16 protein-coding genes are annotated in these 17,595 nt (G+C 68.6%); 15 read left to right on the forward strand and 1 reads right to left on the reverse strand.

Features of this window, described 5'->3' with window-relative positions:
• Positions 1 to 419 precede the first annotated feature (419 nt).
• The 12 genes from OO67_RS06990 to OO67_RS39565 all read left to right on the forward strand — a co-directional run bounded on the left by OO67_RS06990 (position 420) and on the right by OO67_RS39565 (position 13,502).
• The gene (locus tag OO67_RS06990; RefSeq protein WP_033298039.1) at positions 420 to 2,042 is read left to right on the forward strand and encodes a peptide ABC transporter substrate-binding protein; all 1,623 of its coding nucleotides are present in this window, start codon (positions 420 to 422) and stop codon (positions 2,040 to 2,042) included.
• Positions 2,043 to 2,162: 120 nt separating this feature from the next.
• Positions 2,163 to 3,092, forward strand: a complete 930-nt coding sequence (locus tag OO67_RS06995) for an ABC transporter permease (RefSeq protein ID WP_033298041.1) — start codon at positions 2,163 to 2,165, stop codon at positions 3,090 to 3,092.
• Complete coding sequence (locus OO67_RS07000) at positions 3,085 to 4,026, forward strand: ABC transporter permease (protein ID WP_033298043.1); 942 nt, start codon at positions 3,085 to 3,087, stop codon at positions 4,024 to 4,026. The genes OO67_RS06995 and OO67_RS07000 overlap by 8 nt, the downstream gene beginning before the upstream one ends.
• Before the next feature lie 11 nt (positions 4,027 to 4,037).
• A complete protein-coding gene (locus OO67_RS07005; RefSeq protein WP_033298044.1) occupies positions 4,038 to 5,096 on the forward strand; it encodes an ABC transporter ATP-binding protein in 1,059 nt (352 codons plus the stop codon).
• Positions 5,089 to 6,231 (forward strand): ABC transporter ATP-binding protein, encoded by a 1,143-nt coding sequence (locus tag OO67_RS07010; RefSeq protein ID WP_033298045.1) that lies wholly within the window; start codon positions 5,089 to 5,091, stop codon positions 6,229 to 6,231. Before OO67_RS07005 ends, OO67_RS07010 begins: the two co-directional genes overlap by 8 nt.
• Positions 6,232 to 6,386: 155 nt before the next feature.
• On the forward strand, positions 6,387 to 8,015 hold the full coding sequence (locus tag OO67_RS07015) for a peptide ABC transporter substrate-binding protein (RefSeq protein WP_033298046.1): 1,629 nt from the start codon (positions 6,387 to 6,389) through the stop codon (positions 8,013 to 8,015).
• Between the two features lie 92 nt (positions 8,016 to 8,107).
• A complete protein-coding gene (locus OO67_RS07020) occupies positions 8,108 to 9,031 on the forward strand; it encodes an ABC transporter permease (protein WP_033298047.1) in 924 nt (307 codons plus the stop codon).
• Positions 9,024 to 10,016 carry an ABC transporter permease gene (locus OO67_RS07025; RefSeq protein ID WP_033298048.1) on the forward strand — a complete coding sequence of 331 codons (993 nt, stop codon included), beginning with the start codon at positions 9,024 to 9,026 and terminating at the stop codon, positions 10,014 to 10,016. Before OO67_RS07020 ends, OO67_RS07025 begins: the two co-directional genes overlap by 8 nt.
• Positions 10,017 to 10,029: 13 nt before the next feature.
• Positions 10,030 to 11,007, forward strand: coding sequence for an ABC transporter ATP-binding protein (locus tag OO67_RS07030; protein WP_033298049.1), 978 nt, complete (start codon positions 10,030 to 10,032; stop codon positions 11,005 to 11,007).
• The gene (locus OO67_RS07035) at positions 10,997 to 12,232 is read left to right on the forward strand and encodes an ABC transporter ATP-binding protein (protein ID WP_033298050.1); all 1,236 of its coding nucleotides are present in this window, start codon (positions 10,997 to 10,999) and stop codon (positions 12,230 to 12,232) included. The genes OO67_RS07030 and OO67_RS07035 overlap by 11 nt, the downstream gene beginning before the upstream one ends.
• A gap of 203 nt (positions 12,233 to 12,435) precedes the next feature.
• Positions 12,436 to 13,299 carry a hypothetical protein gene (locus tag OO67_RS07040; protein ID WP_244300053.1) on the forward strand — a complete coding sequence of 288 codons (864 nt, stop codon included), beginning with the start codon at positions 12,436 to 12,438 and terminating at the stop codon, positions 13,297 to 13,299.
• A complete protein-coding gene (locus OO67_RS39565; protein WP_244300055.1) occupies positions 13,263 to 13,502 on the forward strand; it encodes a hypothetical protein in 240 nt (79 codons plus the stop codon). Before OO67_RS07040 ends, OO67_RS39565 begins: the two co-directional genes overlap by 37 nt.
• Before the next feature lie 6 nt (positions 13,503 to 13,508).
• Here OO67_RS39565 and OO67_RS07045 read toward each other — a convergent pair whose 3' ends face one another.
• Entirely contained in the window at positions 13,509 to 15,635 is a 2,127-nt protein-coding gene (locus OO67_RS07045; protein WP_033298052.1) for an alpha/beta fold hydrolase, read from the reverse strand.
• Positions 15,636 to 15,801: 166 nt separating this feature from the next.
• Here OO67_RS07045 and OO67_RS07050 point away from each other — a divergent pair, with 166 nt between their 5' ends.
• From OO67_RS07050 to OO67_RS07060, 3 genes are all read left to right on the forward strand, one after another.
• A complete protein-coding gene (locus OO67_RS07050; protein ID WP_014154257.1) occupies positions 15,802 to 15,996 on the forward strand; it encodes a hypothetical protein in 195 nt (64 codons plus the stop codon).
• A 71-nt stretch (positions 15,997 to 16,067) separates the two neighbouring features.
• Positions 16,068 to 16,985 carry an N-acetyl-1-D-myo-inositol-2-amino-2-deoxy-alpha-D-glucopyranoside deacetylase gene (mshB, locus tag OO67_RS07055; protein WP_033298054.1) on the forward strand — a complete coding sequence of 306 codons (918 nt, stop codon included), beginning with the start codon at positions 16,068 to 16,070 and terminating at the stop codon, positions 16,983 to 16,985.
• A complete protein-coding gene (locus tag OO67_RS07060) occupies positions 16,982 to 17,443 on the forward strand; it encodes a DUF6113 family protein (protein WP_033298056.1) in 462 nt (153 codons plus the stop codon). Before mshB ends, OO67_RS07060 begins: the two co-directional genes overlap by 4 nt.
• Positions 17,444 to 17,595: the final 152 nt, after the last annotated feature.

Consider the following 17,595-nt stretch of genomic DNA (forward strand, 5'->3'; position numbering starts at 1 on the left):
GCCGGCGAACCGTCAGTACGAGCCATTGACATGAGGCCCGGACCCCCGCAGACACTGTGGGGGTCCGGGCCTTTCGTCAACTCGTTTTTCTGACCGAGGTGTCCGGATATCGTGCGTCGCTCTCCGGAACATGTGTTAACGGTCCGTTTCGGGGGTGTCTGTCTGGGATCACTTTGTCCGGATTTCGGGCAACCATGGCTTCTGGATGTTGTCAAACCGAGACCCTTTAAGTGTGGTTTACAGCCCGGTGTTACTTAATAGTTGGCTCCATTGAGCTCGGGTCAATGGGTCGGCGCACTGTGGGGAGTGCGGACTCACGAGCACACTCGGGGCACTGAAAACGATCACCGTCAGGGGTGTCGGTGGATCTCTCCAGTGCCCCTCTTGTAGTCAAAAGTGGACTCATGAGGAGGAAACCCATGCGCGGTGCCAAGAGCGCCAAGTGGGTCGCGGGAGCGGCAATCATCGCCCTGGCCGCGACTGCCTGTGGCGGCGGAGACAGTGACAGCGACTCGGCATCGAAGGAGAAGGGCAAGCCCGAGGGCTATGTGTCCATCGACGTCGGCGAGCCGCAGAAGCCGCTGATCCCGGCCGACACGAACGAGTCGCTCGGCAGCTACGTCATCCAGTCGATCTTCACCCAGCTGCTCGACTTCGATGCGGACGGCAAGATCGTCTACACGAACGCCGAGTCCGTCGAGACGACCGACTCCAAGACGTGGACCGTCAAGCTCAAGCCCGGCTGGAAGTTCCACGACGGCACCCCCGTCACGTCCGAGTCGTACATCAAGGCGTGGAACTGGTACGCCAACATCAAGAACGCCCAGCAGAACGCGTTCTGGTTCGAGGACATCAAGGGCTACGCGGACGTCCACCCCGAGAAGGGTGACCCGAAGGCCACGGAGATGTCCGGCCTGAAGGCCGTCGACGACACCACCTTCACCATCGAGCTCAACCAGGCCGTCCCGTACTTCGAGTACAAGCTCGGCTACGCGACCTTCGCGCCGCTGCCCGAGATGTTCTACAAGGACACCAAGGCGTTCGGCCAGGCCCCGGTCGGCAACGGTCCCTACGTCTTCGAGAAGTGGGACCACAAGAAGCTCATCCAGGTCAAGGCCAACCCTGACTACCAGGGCCCGAACAAGGCCAAGAACAAGGGTGTCCTCTTCAAGAACTACGCGACCGTCGAGGCCGCGTACCAGGACCTCCTCTCCGGCAACCTGGACATGATCCGCCAGGTCGGCCCGAAGGACCTCCCGAAGTACAAGTCCGACCTCGGCGACCGGGCGATCGACGAGCCGTACGCGGCGATCCAGTCGCTGGTCCCGACCTTCTACTCGAAGACCTTCAAGGACATCGACCCGAAGGTCCTCCAGGGTCTGTCGATGGGTATCGACCGCGACACGATCACCAAGACGGTGCTCAACAACACCCGCAAGCCCGCCACCAGCTTCACGCCTCCGGGCGTCGCCGGTAACCAGGACCTGGGCACCGACGTGTTCAAGTTCGACCCGGCCAAGGCGAAGCAGCTCGTCACCGAGGGCGGTGGCGTCCCGGAGAACAAGATCTGGATCCAGTACAACGCCGACGGTGGCCACAAGGAGTGGGTGACCGCGGTCTGCGAGTCCATCCGCAACTCGACCGGGGTCGACTGTGTCCCGGACGCCAAGCCGGACTTCCAGACCGACCTGGAAGCGCGTGACAACGACCAGGTCAAGTCGATGTACCGCGGCGGCTGGGTGGCCGACTACCCGCTGAACGTCAACTTCATGCGGGAGCTCTACGGCACCACCGCCGAGGCCAACAACGGCCGGTTCTCCGACAAGGAGGTCGACGCGGCCTTCAAGAAGGGCGACAACGCCAAGACCCTGGACGAGTCGATCAAGGCTTACCAGGAGGCCGAGAAGCTCGTCCTGACGAAGATGCCGGCGATCCCGCTCTGGGAGTACAAGACCAACGGTGGTTACTCCAAGGCTGTCGACAACGTGACGATCGACTTCCACGGTGACTACAACATCACCGAAGTCACCGTCGCCAAGTAGTAACGCCTGAGGGCCCCCACTCGGCCGTCAGCCGCCCACACCAGGCAGTAGGTCCCGGGGGGCCGCTCTCCGCATCCGGAGGGCGGCCCCTGGGCTGCTTTATCCCTATCGGAGGCAAACATGGGGCGTTACGTCGCGCGGCGACTGCTCCAGATGATCCCGGTCTTCCTCGGGTCAACGTTGCTGGTCTTCTCCATGATGTACGCGCTGCCCGGCGACCCCGTGCGCGCACTCGCAGGTGAACAGACCGTCGACCCGCAGCAGATCGCGGCAATGAAGAAGGAGCTCGGGCTCGACCTGCCGCTCTGGCACCAGTACTGGAACTATCTCGTCGGTCTCTTCCAAGGTGACTTCGGCACGCAGATCGCCAGCGGCCGGCCGGTCGCGGACATCATCTCGGAAGCGTTCCCGATCACGGTCCGGCTGGCCCTGTTTGCCTTCATCTTCACGGTCGTCGTCGGTATCTCCATGGGCGTCTTCGCAGGTCTGAAGGCCGACACCCTTCGCGACCGTGGTCTGCTCGTCCTGACGCTGCTGCTCATCTCGGTCCCCTCCTTCGTCCTGGGCTTCCTCGGCCAGTACTTCTTCGCCTTCCAGCTCGGCTGGGTCCAGCCCAACGTGAGTCTCGAAGCGAGCTCCGACGAGCTGATCCTGCCCGCTGTCGTCCTCGGGTCCCTGTCACTCGCCTACGTGGCACGACTGACCCGCACCTCGGTCGCGGAGAACCTCCGCTCCGACTACATGCGCACCGCCGTGGCCAAGGGGCTGCCGCGCCGTCGCATCGTCGGCGTCCACCTGATGCGCAACTCGATGATCCCCGTGGTCACCTTCCTCGGCACCGACCTCGGTGCCCTGCTCGGCGGGGCCGTCGTCACCGAGGGCATCTTCAACGTCAAGGGTGTCGGTTACAACGTCTTCGACGCGCTCCGGCACCGTGAGGGCGCCACCGTGGTCGGCATCGTGACCCTGATCGTCGTCGTCTATCTCGTCGCCAGCCTGGTCGTCGACCTGCTCTACGCGGTCCTGGACCCGAGGATCCGTTATGCCTGAGACGCTCAAGGAAACCCCCGCGGGCACCTCCGCCGAGGTCACCGCCCCGGCTCCCGCCGCCAAGGTGGGCAAGCCCCGCAGCCTGTGGTCGGACGCCTGGCACGACCTGCGGCGCAGCCCGCTGTTCGTCGTATCGGCCGTCCTGATCTTCTTCCTGCTGGTGATGGCGATAGCACCCGGCCTGTTCACCGGTGCCGACCCGCGCTACGCGGACCTGGCCAACCACTACCTGCAGAAGCCCAAGTGGGGGAACTTCTTCCAGGAGGACTGGTTCGGGTACGACATCCAGGGGCGCTCGATCTACGCGCGTGTCGTCTACGGCGCCCGTGCCTCGATCATGGTCGCCGTCATCGTCACCGCCCTGGTCACGATCCTGGGCACCGTGGTCGGCATGCTCGCCGGCTACTTCGGCGGCTGGATCGACACGATCCTGTCCCGGGTCACCGACATCTTCTTCGGCGTGCCCTTCATCCTCGGTGCGATGGTCGTCCTGACCTCGTTCGAGGAGCGCAAGATCTGGGTCGTCATCCTGGCCCTGGCCTTCCTCGGCTGGACCCAGATAGCCCGTGTCGCACGCGGCTCCGTCCTGACGATCAAGCAGGCCGACTACGTGATGGCGGCCAAGGCGCTGGGCGCCTCGACCACCCGCATCCTGCTCCGGCACATCCTGCCCAACGCGATCGCCCCGGTGATCGTCGTCGCGACCATCGCGCTCGGCGGCTACATCTCGGCCGAGGCCACCCTGTCCTTCCTGGGCATCGGCCTCGCCGAACCGACCGTGTCGTGGGGTGTCGACATCTCCTCCGGCCAGGAGCAGCTGCGTAACGCCGCGTTCGTTCTGATCATCCCGTCGGTCATGGTGTCGATCACCGTTCTGGCGTTCATCATGCTCGGCGATGCGGTACGCAACGCCCTCGATCCCAAGCTGCGCTGAGGGAGGCGTACATGACCATCATCGACAAGACGGCGGATGTTCCTGCTCCGCGTGGTTCGAACGACGAGAGCGGCCCGCTGCTCGAAGTCCGCGACCTGCACGTGGAGTTCCACACCCGCGACGGCGTCGCCAAGGCCGTCAACGGAGTCAACTACAGCGTCAGCGCGGGCGAGACCCTCGCCGTGCTCGGCGAGTCCGGCTCCGGCAAGTCCGTGACCGCTCAGGCGGTCATGGGCATCCTGGACATGCCCCCGGGCCGCATCCCCAAGGGGGAGATCTTCTTCCGCGGCCAGGACATGCTCAAGATGTCCAACGAGGAGCGCCGGCAGATCCGCGGCCAGAAGATCGCCATGATCTTCCAGGACGCGCTCTCCTCGCTGAACCCGGTCCTCTCCGTGGGCTACCAGCTCGGCGAGATGTTCCGCGTCCACCAGGGCCTCTCCAAGAAGGACGCCAAGGCCAAGGCCATCGCGCTGATGGACCGCGTGCGTATCCCGGCGGCCAAGGAGCGGGTCAACGACTACCCGCACATGTTCTCCGGCGGTATGCGCCAGCGCATCATGATCGCGATGGCACTCGCCCTGGAGCCCGACCTGATCATCGCGGACGAGCCCACCACGGCGCTCGACGTGACGGTCCAGGCCCAGGTCATGGACCTGCTCGCGGAGCTCCAGCGCGACTTCAACATGGGCCTGATCCTGATCACGCACGACCTGGGTGTCGTCGCGGACGTCGCCGACAAGATCGCCGTGATGTACGCGGGCCGGATCGTCGAGACCGCTCCGGTCCACGAGATCTACAAGCGCCCGGCGCACCCGTACACCAAGGGTCTGCTGGAGTCGATCCCGCGCCTGGACCAGAAGGGCCAGGAGCTCTACGCGATCAAGGGCCTGCCGCCCAACCTGCTGCACGTGCCGTCCGGCTGCGCCTTCAACCCGCGCTGCACGATGGCGCAGGACATCTGCCGTACCGAGGTCCCGGCGCTGCGCCCGGTGACCGAGCAGGACGGTACCGAGCTGGTCGGCCGCGGCAGCGCCTGCCACTTCTGGAAGGAGACGATCCATGGCTGAGCTCGACAAGGAGTCCGTGGACGCCACCCCGAACGTCACCGAAGTGGCGACGGTCAACGCGGCCACCGATACGGAGGCAGTGGCCGCCCTGGACGCGCCGGTCGCGCAGGGCGAGCCGATCCTCCAGGTCCGCAACCTGGTCAAGCACTTCCCGCTGACCCAGGGCATCCTGTTCAAGAAGCAGGTCGGCGCGGTCAAGGCCGTGGACGGGATCTCGTTCGACCTCTACCAGGGCGAGACCCTCGGCATCGTGGGCGAGTCCGGCTGTGGCAAGTCCACGGTCGCCAAGCTCCTGATGACGCTGGAGCGGGCCACCGCCGGTGAGGTCTTCTACAAGGGCCAGGACATCACCAAGCTGTCCGGCCGCGCGCTGAAGGCCGTGCGCCGCAACATCCAGATGGTGTTCCAGGACCCGTACACGTCGCTGAACCCGCGTATGACGGTCGGCGACATCATCGGGGAGACCTTCGAGATCCACCCCGAGGCCGCCCCGAAGGGCGAGCGGCGCCGCAAGGTGCAGGACCTCCTCGACGTCGTCGGTCTGAACCCGGAGTACATCAACCGGTATCCGCACCAGTTCTCCGGCGGTCAGCGCCAGCGCATCGGGATCGCCCGCGGCCTCGCGCTCAACCCGGAGATCATCATCTGCGACGAGCCGGTCTCCGCGCTCGACGTGTCGGTGCAGGCGCAGGTCATCAACCTGATGGAGAAGCTGCAGGACGAGTTCAACCTCTCCTACCTCTTCATCGCGCACGACCTGTCGATCGTCCGGCACATCTCGGACCGGGTCGGTGTCATGTACCTCGGCAAGATGGCCGAGATCGGTACGGACACGCAGATCTACGACCACCCGACGCACCCCTACACCCAGGCGCTGCTGTCGGCGGTCCCCGTTCCGGACCCCGACGCCCGTGAGGGCCGCGAGCGGATCATCCTCTCCGGTGACGTCCCGTCGCCGGCGAACCCGCCGTCCGGCTGCCGCTTCCGTACCCGGTGCTGGAAGGCGCAGGACAAGTGCGCCACCGAGGTGCCGCTGCTGGCGATCCCCGAGCGCTTCAAGGCCTCGGACACGCCGGCGGCGCACGAGTCGGCATGCCACTTCGCCGAGGAGAAGGACGTCGTGCACGCGGCGTAGCACTCGGATACGACCGACCAGGACGCCCGGCCCCCGAGGGGCCGGGCGTCCTGTCGTTCCGGCAGCCACGTACGGCGGACAAGGACATGCGACGGAGTGTCATATGGGGTGATATGGGGCATTGAGCCACTCAAGGGAACCCTAGGAGGCACTCCATGCGCGGAGCCACACAGGCCAGGTGGGCCGCATGCGCCGTCGCTGTCGTGCTGACGGCCACGGCCTGCGGCGGCGGCGACGACGGCGGCGGCAGTGGCGCCGACGGGATCGTGAGCTCGTCCTGGGGTGACCCGCAGAATCCCCTGGAGCCGGCGAACACCAACGAGGTGCAGGGCGGCAAGGTCCTCGACATGCTCTTCCGCGGGCTCGTGCGGTACGACCCGAAGACCGGCGAGGCCCAGAACGAGATCGCCGAGAAGATCGACACGACGGACTCGCAGAACTTCACCGTCACGATCAAGGACAACTGGACCTTCAGCAACGGCGAGAAGATCACCGCGAAGTCGTTCGTGGACGCCTGGAACTACGGCGCCGCGCTGAAGAACAACCAGAAGAACGCCTACTTCTTCCAGTACATCGACGGCTACGACAAGGTGCACCCGGAGTCCGGCAAGGCGTCCGCCGACACCCTGTCCGGTCTCAAGGTGGTCAACGGCACTACCTTCACGGTCAAGCTGTCCCAGAAGTTCTCGCTCTGGCCCGACACCCTCGGCTACGCGGCCTTCGTGCCGCTGCCCCAGGCCTTCTACACCGATCACGACGCCTGGCTCTCCAAGCCGGTCGGCAACGGCCCCTACACCGTCGACCAGTACGCCAAGGGCTCGTCCATGAACCTGCGCCGGTGGGACGGCTACCCCGGTGCGGACAAGGCGCAGAACGGCGGCATCGACCTCAAGGTCTACACCGACAACAACACCGCCTACACCGACCTGACGGCGGGCAACCTCGACCTGGTCGACGACGTGCCCGCCTCGCAGCTCAAGAACGTCGAGGCGGACCTGGGTGACCGGTACATCAACACGCCCGCCGGCATCATCCAGACGCTCGCCTTCCCGTTCTACGAGAAGGCCTGGAACACCCCGGGCGCGATCAAGGTCCGTCAGGGCCTGTCCATGGCGATCAACCGTGAGCAGATCACCAACCAGATCTTCCAGAAGACCCGCACTCCGGCCTCCGACTGGACCTCACCGGTCCTCGGCGAGGAGGGAGGCTTCAAGGAAGGCCTCTGCGGCCCCGCCTGCGAGTACGACAAGGCGGAGGCCAAGAAGCTGATCCAGGAGGGCGGCGGCATCCCCGGCGGCCAGCTCAAGATCTCGTACAACGCCGACACCGGCTCCCACAAGGAGTGGGTCGACGCGGTCTGCAACAGCATCAACAACGCCCTGGGCAACAACAAGGCGTGTGTCGGCGGGCCCGTCGGCACCTTCGCCGACTTCCGCAGCCAGGTCTCGACCCAGAAGCTGACCGGAGCCTGGCGTGCGGGCTGGCAGATGGACTACCCGCTGATCCAGAACTTCCTCCAGCCGCTCTACTACACCAACGCCCCGTCCAACGACGGCAAGTGGAGCAACCAGGAGTTCGACGACCTGGTCGACAAGGCCAACGCGGAGAGCGACAAGGCCAAGGCCGTCACGACCTTCCAGGACGCGGAGAAGGTCCTCGCCGAGCAGATGCCCGTCATCCCGCTCTGGTACCAGAACGGCAGCGCGGGCTACTCGGACAGGGTCGAGAACGTCTCGCTGAACCCCTTCAGCGTCCCGGTGTACGACCAGATCAAGGTCAAGTGACCCCCTGAAGCCGGGGGCCGGTGCGGCGTACCGCACCGGCCACCCGGCTTTCCGGTCCCTCCGCCCGTTCACCCCGACCCCCGGAGCCCCTCATGGGACGTTATGTGATCCGGCGGCTGCTGCAGATGATCCCCGTGTTCTTCGGCACCACGCTGTTGATCTTCCTCATGGTGAACGTGATGGGCGATCCCATCGCGGGCCTCTGCGGCGACCGCCAGTGCGACCCCGCGACCGCCGCCCGGCTGCGCACCGAGTTCGGCCTCGACAAGCCGGTCTGGCAGCAGTACCTGACCTACATGGGCAACATCTTCACCGGTGACTTCGGCACGGCCTTCAACGGGCAGAAGGTCACCGAGCTGATGGCCACCGCCTTCCCCATCACCATCCGGCTCACCATCGTCGCGATCGTGTTCGAGATCGTCATCGGGATCAGCCTCGGTGTCGTCACCGGACTGCGGCGCGGACGGCCCGTCGACACCGTGGTGCTGATCCTGACCCTGGTCGTCATCGCCGTACCGACGTTCGTCACCGGCCTCCTGCTCCAGCTCCTCCTGGGTGTGGAGTGGGGCGTCATCAAGCCGTCCGTCTCCTCCGAGGCGCCGGTCGACGAGCTCATCGTCCCCGGGCTCGTCCTGGCCTCCGTCTCCCTGGCCTACGTCACCCGGCTCACCCGGACCTCGATCGCCGAGAACGCCCGCGCCGACTACGTGCGTACCGCCGTGGCCAAGGGCCTCCCCAGGCGCCGGGTGGTCGTGCGGCACCTGCTGCGGAACTCCCTCATCCCGGTCATCACCTTCATCGGCACGGACGTGGGGGCGCTGATGGGAGGGGCGATCGTCACCGAGCGCATCTTCAACATCCACGGAGTCGGCTACCAGCTCTACCAGGGCATCCTCCGCCAGAACTCGCAGACCGTCGTCGGCTTCGTCACCGTCCTGGTCCTCGTCTTCCTGGCGGCGAACCTGATCGTCGACCTCCTGTACGCCGTACTCGACCCGAGGATCCGCTATGCCTGAGCAGAAGCCGTGGGACGGGACGACGGGCAGCGGAGCGATCTCGGGGGCCGGCGCGGGCGGGGCGATGGACCTCGCGATGGACGAGGGCACCACGCTGGAGAAGACACCGGGCGGCCCCGAGGGCACCGGGCCCGCGGGCAAGCCGCGCAGCCTGTGGTCGGACGCCTGGCGCGACCTGCGCCGGAACCCGGTCTTCATCATCTCCGGACTGATCATCCTGTTCCTGGTGATCATCTCGATCTGGCCGTCACTGATCGCCACCCAGGACCCGCTCGACTGCGACCTGGCCAGGGCACAGGAGGGCTCCCGGCCCGGACATCCCTTCGGCTTCGACGGGCAGGGCTGCGACGTCTACACCCGCACCGTCTACGGCGCCCGGACCTCGGTCACCGTCGGCGTCCTGTCCACCCTCGGGGTCTCGCTGCTCGGTGGCGTGCTGGGCGGCCTCGCCGGCTTCTTCGGCGGGGTGTGGGACGCCGTGCTCTCCCGCATCACCGACGTCTTCTTCGGCATCCCCGTGGTCCTCGGCGGACTGGTCTTCCTCTCCGTGGTCACCAGCTCCACCGTCTGGCCCGTGATCGGCTTCATCGTGCTGCTCGGCTGGCCCCAGATCGCCCGTATCGCACGCGGCTCCGTCATCACCGCCAAGCAGAACGACTACGTCCAGGCGGCCAGGGCGCTGGGTGCCTCGAACTCGCGGATGATGCTGCGCCACATCGCGCCCAACGCCATCGCTCCCGTCATCGTCGTCGCGACCATCGCCCTGGGGACGTACATCTCGCTGGAGGCGACCCTCTCGTACCTCGGCGTCGGCCTGAAACCGCCGGCCGTCTCCTGGGGCATCGACATCTCGGCCGCCTCCCAGTACGTCCGCAACGCGCCGCACATGCTGCTCTGGCCCGCCGGGGCGCTGGCCGTCACCGTGCTCGCCTTCATCATGCTCGGCGACGCGGTGCGCGACGCCCTCGACCCCAAGCTGCGCTGAGGAGTCCGCTGCCATGTTGCTCGAAGTGCGCGATCTGCACGTGGAGTTCCACACCCGGGACGGCGTGGCCAAGGCCGTCAACGGGGTCAACTACTCGGTGGCCGAGGGCGAGACCCTCGCCGTCCTCGGCGAGTCCGGCTCGGGCAAGTCCGTCACCGCCCAGGCGGTCATGGGCATCCTCGACACCCCGCCCGGGAGGATCAGCGGGGGAGAGATCCTCTTCCAGGGCCACGACCTGCTGAAGCTCAAACCCGAGCAACGGCGCAGGATCCGTGGCCAGGAGATGGCCATGATCTTCCAGGACGCACTGTCCTCGCTGAACCCGGTACTCAGCGTGGGGGAGCAGCTCGGCGAGATGTTCGTCGTGCACCGCGGTATGTCCCGCGGCGACGCCAAGGCCAAGGCCATCGAGCTGATGGACCGGGTGCGCATCCCGGCAGCGCGCGAGCGGGTGGGCAACTTCCCGCACCAGTTCTCCGGCGGCATGCGCCAGCGCATCATGATCGCCATGGCGCTGGCGCTGGAGCCCGACCTCATCATCGCCGACGAGCCCACCACCGCCCTCGACGTGACCGTCCAGGCGCAGGTGATGGAGCTGCTCGCGGAACTGCAGCGCGAGCTCAACATGGGGCTCATCCTCATCACGCACGACCTCGGCGTGGTCGCGGACGTCGCCGACAGGATCGCGGTGATGTACGCGGGCCGGATCGTCGAGACCGCTCCGGTCCACGAGATCTACGAGGCGCCCGCGCACCCGTACACCAAGGGGCTGCTGAGGTCGATCCCGCGCCTGGACCAGAAGGGCCAGGAGCTCTACGCGATCAAGGGCCTGCCGCCCAACCTGCTGCACATCCCGCCCGGCTGCGCCTTCCACCCGCGCTGCCCCATGGCCCAGGCCGTGTGCCGTACGGACGTGCCGCCGCTCCACACCGTGGACGAGGAACGCCGGAGCGCCTGCCACTTCTGGAAGGAGACGCTCGATGCGCGCTGAGGGCGCGGGACCTGAGGACACCGGGGGCGCAGGCTCCACCCTGCTCCCGGAGGCAGGGGAGGCGGGCCGAACGGCGCCGCACGCCGGGGGTGAGCCGATCCTGGAGGTGCGCGGCCTGGTCAAGCACTACCCGCTGACGCGGGGCATCCTCTTCAAGAAGCAGATCGGCGCCGTCAAGGCCGTCGACGGCGTCGACTTCGACCTGGCGGCGGGGGAGACGCTCGGCATCGTGGGGGAGTCCGGCTGCGGCAAGTCGACCGTCGCCAGGATGCTGGTGCACCTGGAGCCGCCGACCGGCGGCGTGATCCGCTACAAGGGCGAGGACGTCACCAAGCTGTCCGGCCGTGCGCTGAAGGCCGTGCGCCGCAACATCCAGATGGTGTTCCAGGACCCGTACACGTCGCTGAACCCGCGTATGACGGTCGGCGACATCATCGGGGAGCCCTATGAGATCCACCCCGAGGTGGCGCCCAAGGGGAGCCGCCGGCAGAAGGTGCAGGACCTGCTCGACGTCGTCGGTCTGAACCCGGAGTACATCAACCGCTACCCGCACCAGTTCTCCGGCGGTCAGCGCCAGCGCATCGGGATCGCCCGCGGCCTCGCGCTGAACCCCGAGATCATCGTCGCCGACGAGCCGGTCTCCGCGCTCGACGTGTCGGTCCAGGCGCAGGTCGTCAACCTGCTGGACCGGCTCCAGACCGAGTTCGACCTGAGCTTCCTCTTCATCGCGCACGACCTGTCGATCGTCCGGCACATCTCCGACCGGGTCGGCGTCATGTACCTGGGACGCATCGTCGAGATCGGCACGGACGAGGAGATCTACGACCACCCCACGCACCCGTACACGCAGGCTCTGCTCTCGGCCGTCCCGGTGCCCGACCCGACGGCCCGTGAGCACCGCGAGCGGATCATCCTGCACGGAGACGTCCCTTCCCCGGCGAACATCCCGTCCGGCTGCCGCTTCCGCACCCGCTGCTGGAAGGCGCAGGAGAGGTGCGAGCTGGAGGTGCCGCTGCTGGCGGTGCCGGCGGTCTTCCGGGAGGCGGACACCCCCGCCCGGCACGACTCGGCGTGCCACTTCGCCGAGGAGAAGCAGGTGGTGCCACAGGAAGACCTGCGGGAACAGCCCGGCGCCAGGCGGCCACCGGCGCTGCGCGAGGAGGACGGAGGCCCGGGTGGCCCGGAGCCGGGAGCGACCGGGGGCCCGGGTGACAAACAGGGATGAACAGGCCTCATGTTCGTTAACACGGAGGCAACTTGACCGTTGTCACACCGATATACGGACGTCCCACCATGGAGAACGTACGGCCGTGCGGGTGCCGTGAACCGGCCGGGGCGTTCATCACGTCGCCCCGGCCGGTTACCCGTCCCCGCCCACCCCCACAGGTCCCCTTGTCCATCGGCGCACCGCGGTGGAGTATCGCTGGGGTGATACTCACACGGGGAGCCAGGATCACCGGAGCGGTGCTGTGCGCCGTACTCGCGGCCCTGGCCGCGGGCTGGATCGTGCGGGATCTCCGGGCCGCCGGTGACGCGCCGGCCCTGCTGCGCTACTGGGCCGGTTACACCGGCGGGTGGCCGAGGGAGCTGCCCGCCACCGTGCAGGCCGATCCGGTGCTGCTCGTCGTGTACGTCCTCGCCCTGTCCGCCGCGCTGCGCTCCTCGGTCGCCGCGTCCACGCTGGTCGTCACCGGGCTGGTCACGCTCGCCCTGCGGCTGCCGGGCGTCTGGACCATCGGCTCGTCCTGGATGGACGGCAGGTTCGGTGACGAACTGCGCACCCGGGCCCTGATCGGCACCTTCGTCGCCCTGGCCGCCGGCCTCGCACTCGTCGTCGTCGGAGCCGCGGGCCGCAGACGGCCCGAGGACTCCCACGAACCGCTGCCGACCAGGCCCGGCAGCGGGGCCGGGGTCGCGGCCTTCCTGGTGCTCGGCGCCTCGGGAGCCGTCATGGCCGGGTGGGAGATCCGCCAGTTCTTCCGGCTCCCCGGCCTGCTCCACCCCGACTGGTTCCTCGGCGGGGAGGCCATCACGACCGGACTGACGGCCGCCCCGCCGGGCTGGAGCAGCGCGGTACTGGCGGGGCTCTGCATGGTGGTGGCGTGGACCGCGCTCTTCCGCGCCGTTCACGCCCGCCCGCTCGGCATGATCGTCGCCGGCTTCCTGCTGGTCTCCGGCGGATGCGGGATCGCCGGAACGTCGACAACGGATGGCTGGAACAGTTCGGGGAGGCGCCGGCCGAGCAGCAGCTCATCATGCTCACCTCGTTCCTCTTCGCCTTCGCCGGGGTGACGGCTCTCGTCGTCCTGGCGCGCGGGGGTTTCGAGAGCACCGACCGGCAGAACGAGGGCTACGGCCCTCCGTGGGAGGGGGCGCCGGGCCACGGCTACCCGCAGGGCGGGGCGCCCGGCTACGGCTACCCGCAGCCCGGCCACGGCTACCCGCGGGGCGGCGGCAACCCACCGCCGCCCGCGTCCCCGCCCCCCGGCTGGTGACAGTCCCTACACCACGGGCAGTCCCAGGGACCGCCTGAGGAAGTCCACCTGGAGCAGCAGCAGGTTCTCGGCGACCTGCTCCTGCGGGGTCATGTGCGTCACTCCGCTCAGCGGCAGCACCTCGTGCGGGCGTCCGGCCGACAGCAGTGCGGAAGAGAGCCGCAGCGCGTGGGCGACCACCACGTTGTCGTCGGCCAGGCCGTGGACGATCATCATCGGCCGCACCTCGTCGGCCGGCTCGGAGAGCCCCTCGTCGGTCACCAGGGAGTTGCGGGCGTACACCTCGGGCCGGCTCGCGGGGTCGCCGAGATAGCGCTCGGTGTAGTGGGTGTCGTACAGCCGCCAGTCCGTCACCGGTGCTCCGACCACGGCCGCGTGGAAGACGTCGGGGCGCCGCAGCACCGCCAGCGCCGAGAGGTAGCCGCCGAACGACCAGCCGCGCACAGCCACCTTCGAGAGGTCCAGCGGGAAGCGCCCGGCCAGGGCGTGCAGCGCCTCGACCTGGTCGTCGAGTGTCAGGGTGAGATCGTCTTTCACCGCCTTCTCCCAGCCCGGCGAACGGCCCGGTGCGCCCCGCCCGTCCGCGACGATCACGGCGAAACCGTGGTCCGCGAACCACTGGGACGTGAGGTGCGGATTGTGGGCGGCGACCACCCGGCGGCCGTGGGGGCCGCCGTAGGGGTCCATCAGGACCGGGAGCGGACCGTCCGATTCCTTGTACCCGGTGGGGAGCAGCACGGCGCACGGAATCCGCCGTGCGCCCCCCTCCGTCAGGCGCACCCTCGCGGCCAGGACCGGCTCCTGGGCGAGGTTCGCCACGGTGGCGACCCCCTTGCCGTCGCGCAGCACCCGTACGGCGGTTCCGGGGTGTTCCAGGGATGCCGACACGAGTACGGTCACACCGCCCCCGCGCACCGCGGAGTGCACTCCCGCGCCCTCACTGACACGTTCCACGCCCAGCTCGTTGACCCGGTACACATGGCTCTGTCCCGTCTCCGGGTCCGCCGCGCCCTCGCCCGCGGTCGCCTGCACCAGGATGTCCGACTCCCCGATGTCCAGTACCGCCTGGACGTGCAGCTGGCCGCCGGTCAGCGGCCGGTCGCCGACCGAGAGCACCCGTGCGCCCGCCTCGTCGGCGACCCGGACGAGCCGCCCGTCGGGCGCCCACGCGGGCACTCCGGCGAAAAGATCAAGCCACACGGCATCCTCGTCGACATGCACCGTACGGGTCGCGCCGCTCTCCGTGTCGACGGCCAGATACAGCTGGATGCGCTGGTCACGGGCCTGCACCAGCAGCAGCGGGGCGCCGTGCGACGACCAGTGCACCCGCGCGAGGTAGGGAAAGCGTGAACGGTCCCAGACAATCTCCGTGCGCCTCCCGTCCAGGCCCATCACGAAGAGCCTGACCTCGGCGTTCGCCGTCCCCGCCGCCGGATAACCCACCTCGGCGGGCTTGCTCCCGGGGTGCGCCGGATCGGCGATCCACCACCGCTGTACGGCGCTGTCGTCGACCCGGGCGACCAGCAGGCGGTCCGAATCCGGCGACCACCAGAACCCGCGGTAGCGGCTCATCTCCTCGGCCGCGACGAACTCCGCGACGCCGTACGAGACGTGCGCGTCCTCCGGCTCGGCGATCGCCCGGTCGCCGTCACCCTCCGCCCCCACGACGCGCAGCGCACCCCGGGCGGTATAGGCGACGTGCCGGCCGTCGGGGGAGGGGCGCGGGTCGATCACCGGGCCGGGCACCGGCAGGGCACGCGCCGTGCCCGCCCGCAACTCGGCTACGTACGCCTTCCCGGAGAGCGCGAAGGCGGCCAACTCGACCGCGTCGTCGACCGCGTAGCCCACGATGCCGGCCGAGCCCTCCCTGGTCCGTTCGCGCCGCGCCTTCTCCTGCGGTGACAGCTTCTCCGTCGAACCGCCCAGCAGGACGTCGGGGTCGGCGGCGATCCGCTCCTCGCCCGTCCCGGTGTCCAGTACCAGGAGCCGGTTCGTCCGGTCGGTGCCGGAGGCCGAGCGGAGGAAGAGCACCCGCGTCCCATCCGGTGAGACGGTGAAGGCCCGGGGTGCGCCGAGAGTGAACCGCTGGGTTCGGGCGTGCTGGCGGGGAAAAGACAGCTTCTGCGAGGTCATGGCCCTGAACCTAGCCCGCGGCGCCCGGTCCGTGCGCCCCTCGTGCTGCTGTGCCCCGATCAATGCGTCGGCACGGATAGTTATGATCCGTAGCGCTCGGTGGGTAAGAACCTGCTGGCTCCATGTGTGCTGCCCGTCCCGACCGTACTGATGGAGGTGAACCGCCGTGGCACTCTCGATTTCGGCGGTGGTGCTGCTGGCGATCGTCGTCTTCCTGCTGATCCGGAAATCCGGACTGAAGGGCGGACACGCGGTGGTCTGCATGTTGCTCGGGTTCTACCTCGCGAGCTCGTCGATCGCACCGACGATCTCCGAGGTGACGTCGAACGTGGCAGGCATGATCGGGGGGATCAAGTTCTGACGGGTGGGCCGGGAGCCCCGGACGCCGTGGGGCGTTCGGTCCGTGGGGCGGCCTGCTCGTAGGGTGGTCCCATGAAGGACGTTCCCGCCCGCCGTCTGCTCCTGGTGCACGCGCACCCCGACGACGAGTCGATCAACAACGGCGCCACCATGGCCAGGTACGCGGCCGAGGGCGCCCACGTGGCCCTGGTGACCTGCACCCTCGGCGAGGAGGGTGAGGTCATCCCACCGGGCCTCGCGCACCTCGCCGCGGACCGGGACGGCGGCCTGGGGGCCCACCGCATCGGCGAACTCGCCGCCGCGATGCGGGAACTCGGGGTCACCGACCACCGGTTCCTGGGCGGCCCCGGCCGGTTCCGCGACTCCGGGATGATGGGCACCGAGCAGAACCACCGGCCCGGCGCCTTCTGGGCCGCCGGGCTCGACGAGGCGGCCGGCCACCTCGTCGGAGTGATCCGCTCCCTGCGCCCCCAGGTCCTGATCACGTACGACCCCGACGGCGGCTACGGGCACCCCGACCACATCCAGGCGCACCGCGTCGCCATGCGCGCGGCGGACCTGGCCGCCGATCCCTCGTACGGCACCGGCGCCGGAGCCCCGCACACCATCGCCAAGGTCTACTGGAACCGGGTGCCCCGCTCCGTGGCCGAGGAGGCCTTCGCGCGGCTGCGTGACACCGCCTCCGGCGCCTTTCCGGGCATCGCCGCGGTCGACGACGTGCCCGGTGTCGTGGACGACGCGAGGATCACCACGGAGATCGACGGTTCGGCGTACGCCGCGGCGAAGACCGCGGCGATGCGGGCGCACGCCACCCAGATCGCCGTGGACGGACCGTTCTTCGCTCTTTCGAACGACCTGGGGCAGCCCGTCTTCACCACCGAGTACTACGAGTTGGTGCGTGGCGCCCCGGGCGGGGACGATGGTGTGCGGGAGCACGACCTCTTCGCGGGCGTGCCGGAGCCGGCACCCGCACCAGGAGCGCAGACATGAGCAGCAGGCAGAGGCCGCGAGCCTCGTCGCAGGCACCGCGTACCAACGCCCCGCCCAGGAGCCCCGCCCCGACCGGTCTCGCCGCGCCCCTCAACCCCGCACGGATCCCCCTGTACGTGGGCCTCGCGGTGCTGGGCGCGGCCGTCGGGCTCGCGGGCACCCTCCTCCAGGCGGCCCTGTTCCCGGGCGGGTTGCTGCTCGTGCTCGCGGCGTCGGCGGGGCTGTTCTACGGCGGCCGGGTGCTGACCGGCACACAGCTCGGCGCGCTGGTACCGGCGGTGGGCTGGTTCGTCGCCGTCATCGTCCTCCTCGGAGGGCGGCCCGAGGGCGACTACGTCTTCGGTGAGGAGATCGGCCTGGCCCTCTTCATGCTCGGAGGGATGGCCGTCGCTGTGATGTGTGCCACGATGTCGCGGCTGCCTCTTCCGGCCAACGACCCCGGTCGAAGCGGCACGTGATGTGGTATGTCCGCAGCCGGATTGCCACTCCGCGCGGTGATGGGTGCATCCTTGTTTCCCCCGGGGGCCGCGAGTCCCGCGGGGGCGGCCAGTATGGTGGTGCGCGCGCCGAGCCGTCCCCTGGCCTGCGGCATGGGGGAAGTACGGGCGGC

The sequence above is a fragment of the Streptomyces atroolivaceus genome, from assembly GCF_000717025.1.
GTDB classification, from domain to species: domain Bacteria; phylum Actinomycetota; class Actinomycetes; order Streptomycetales; family Streptomycetaceae; genus Streptomyces; species Streptomyces atroolivaceus.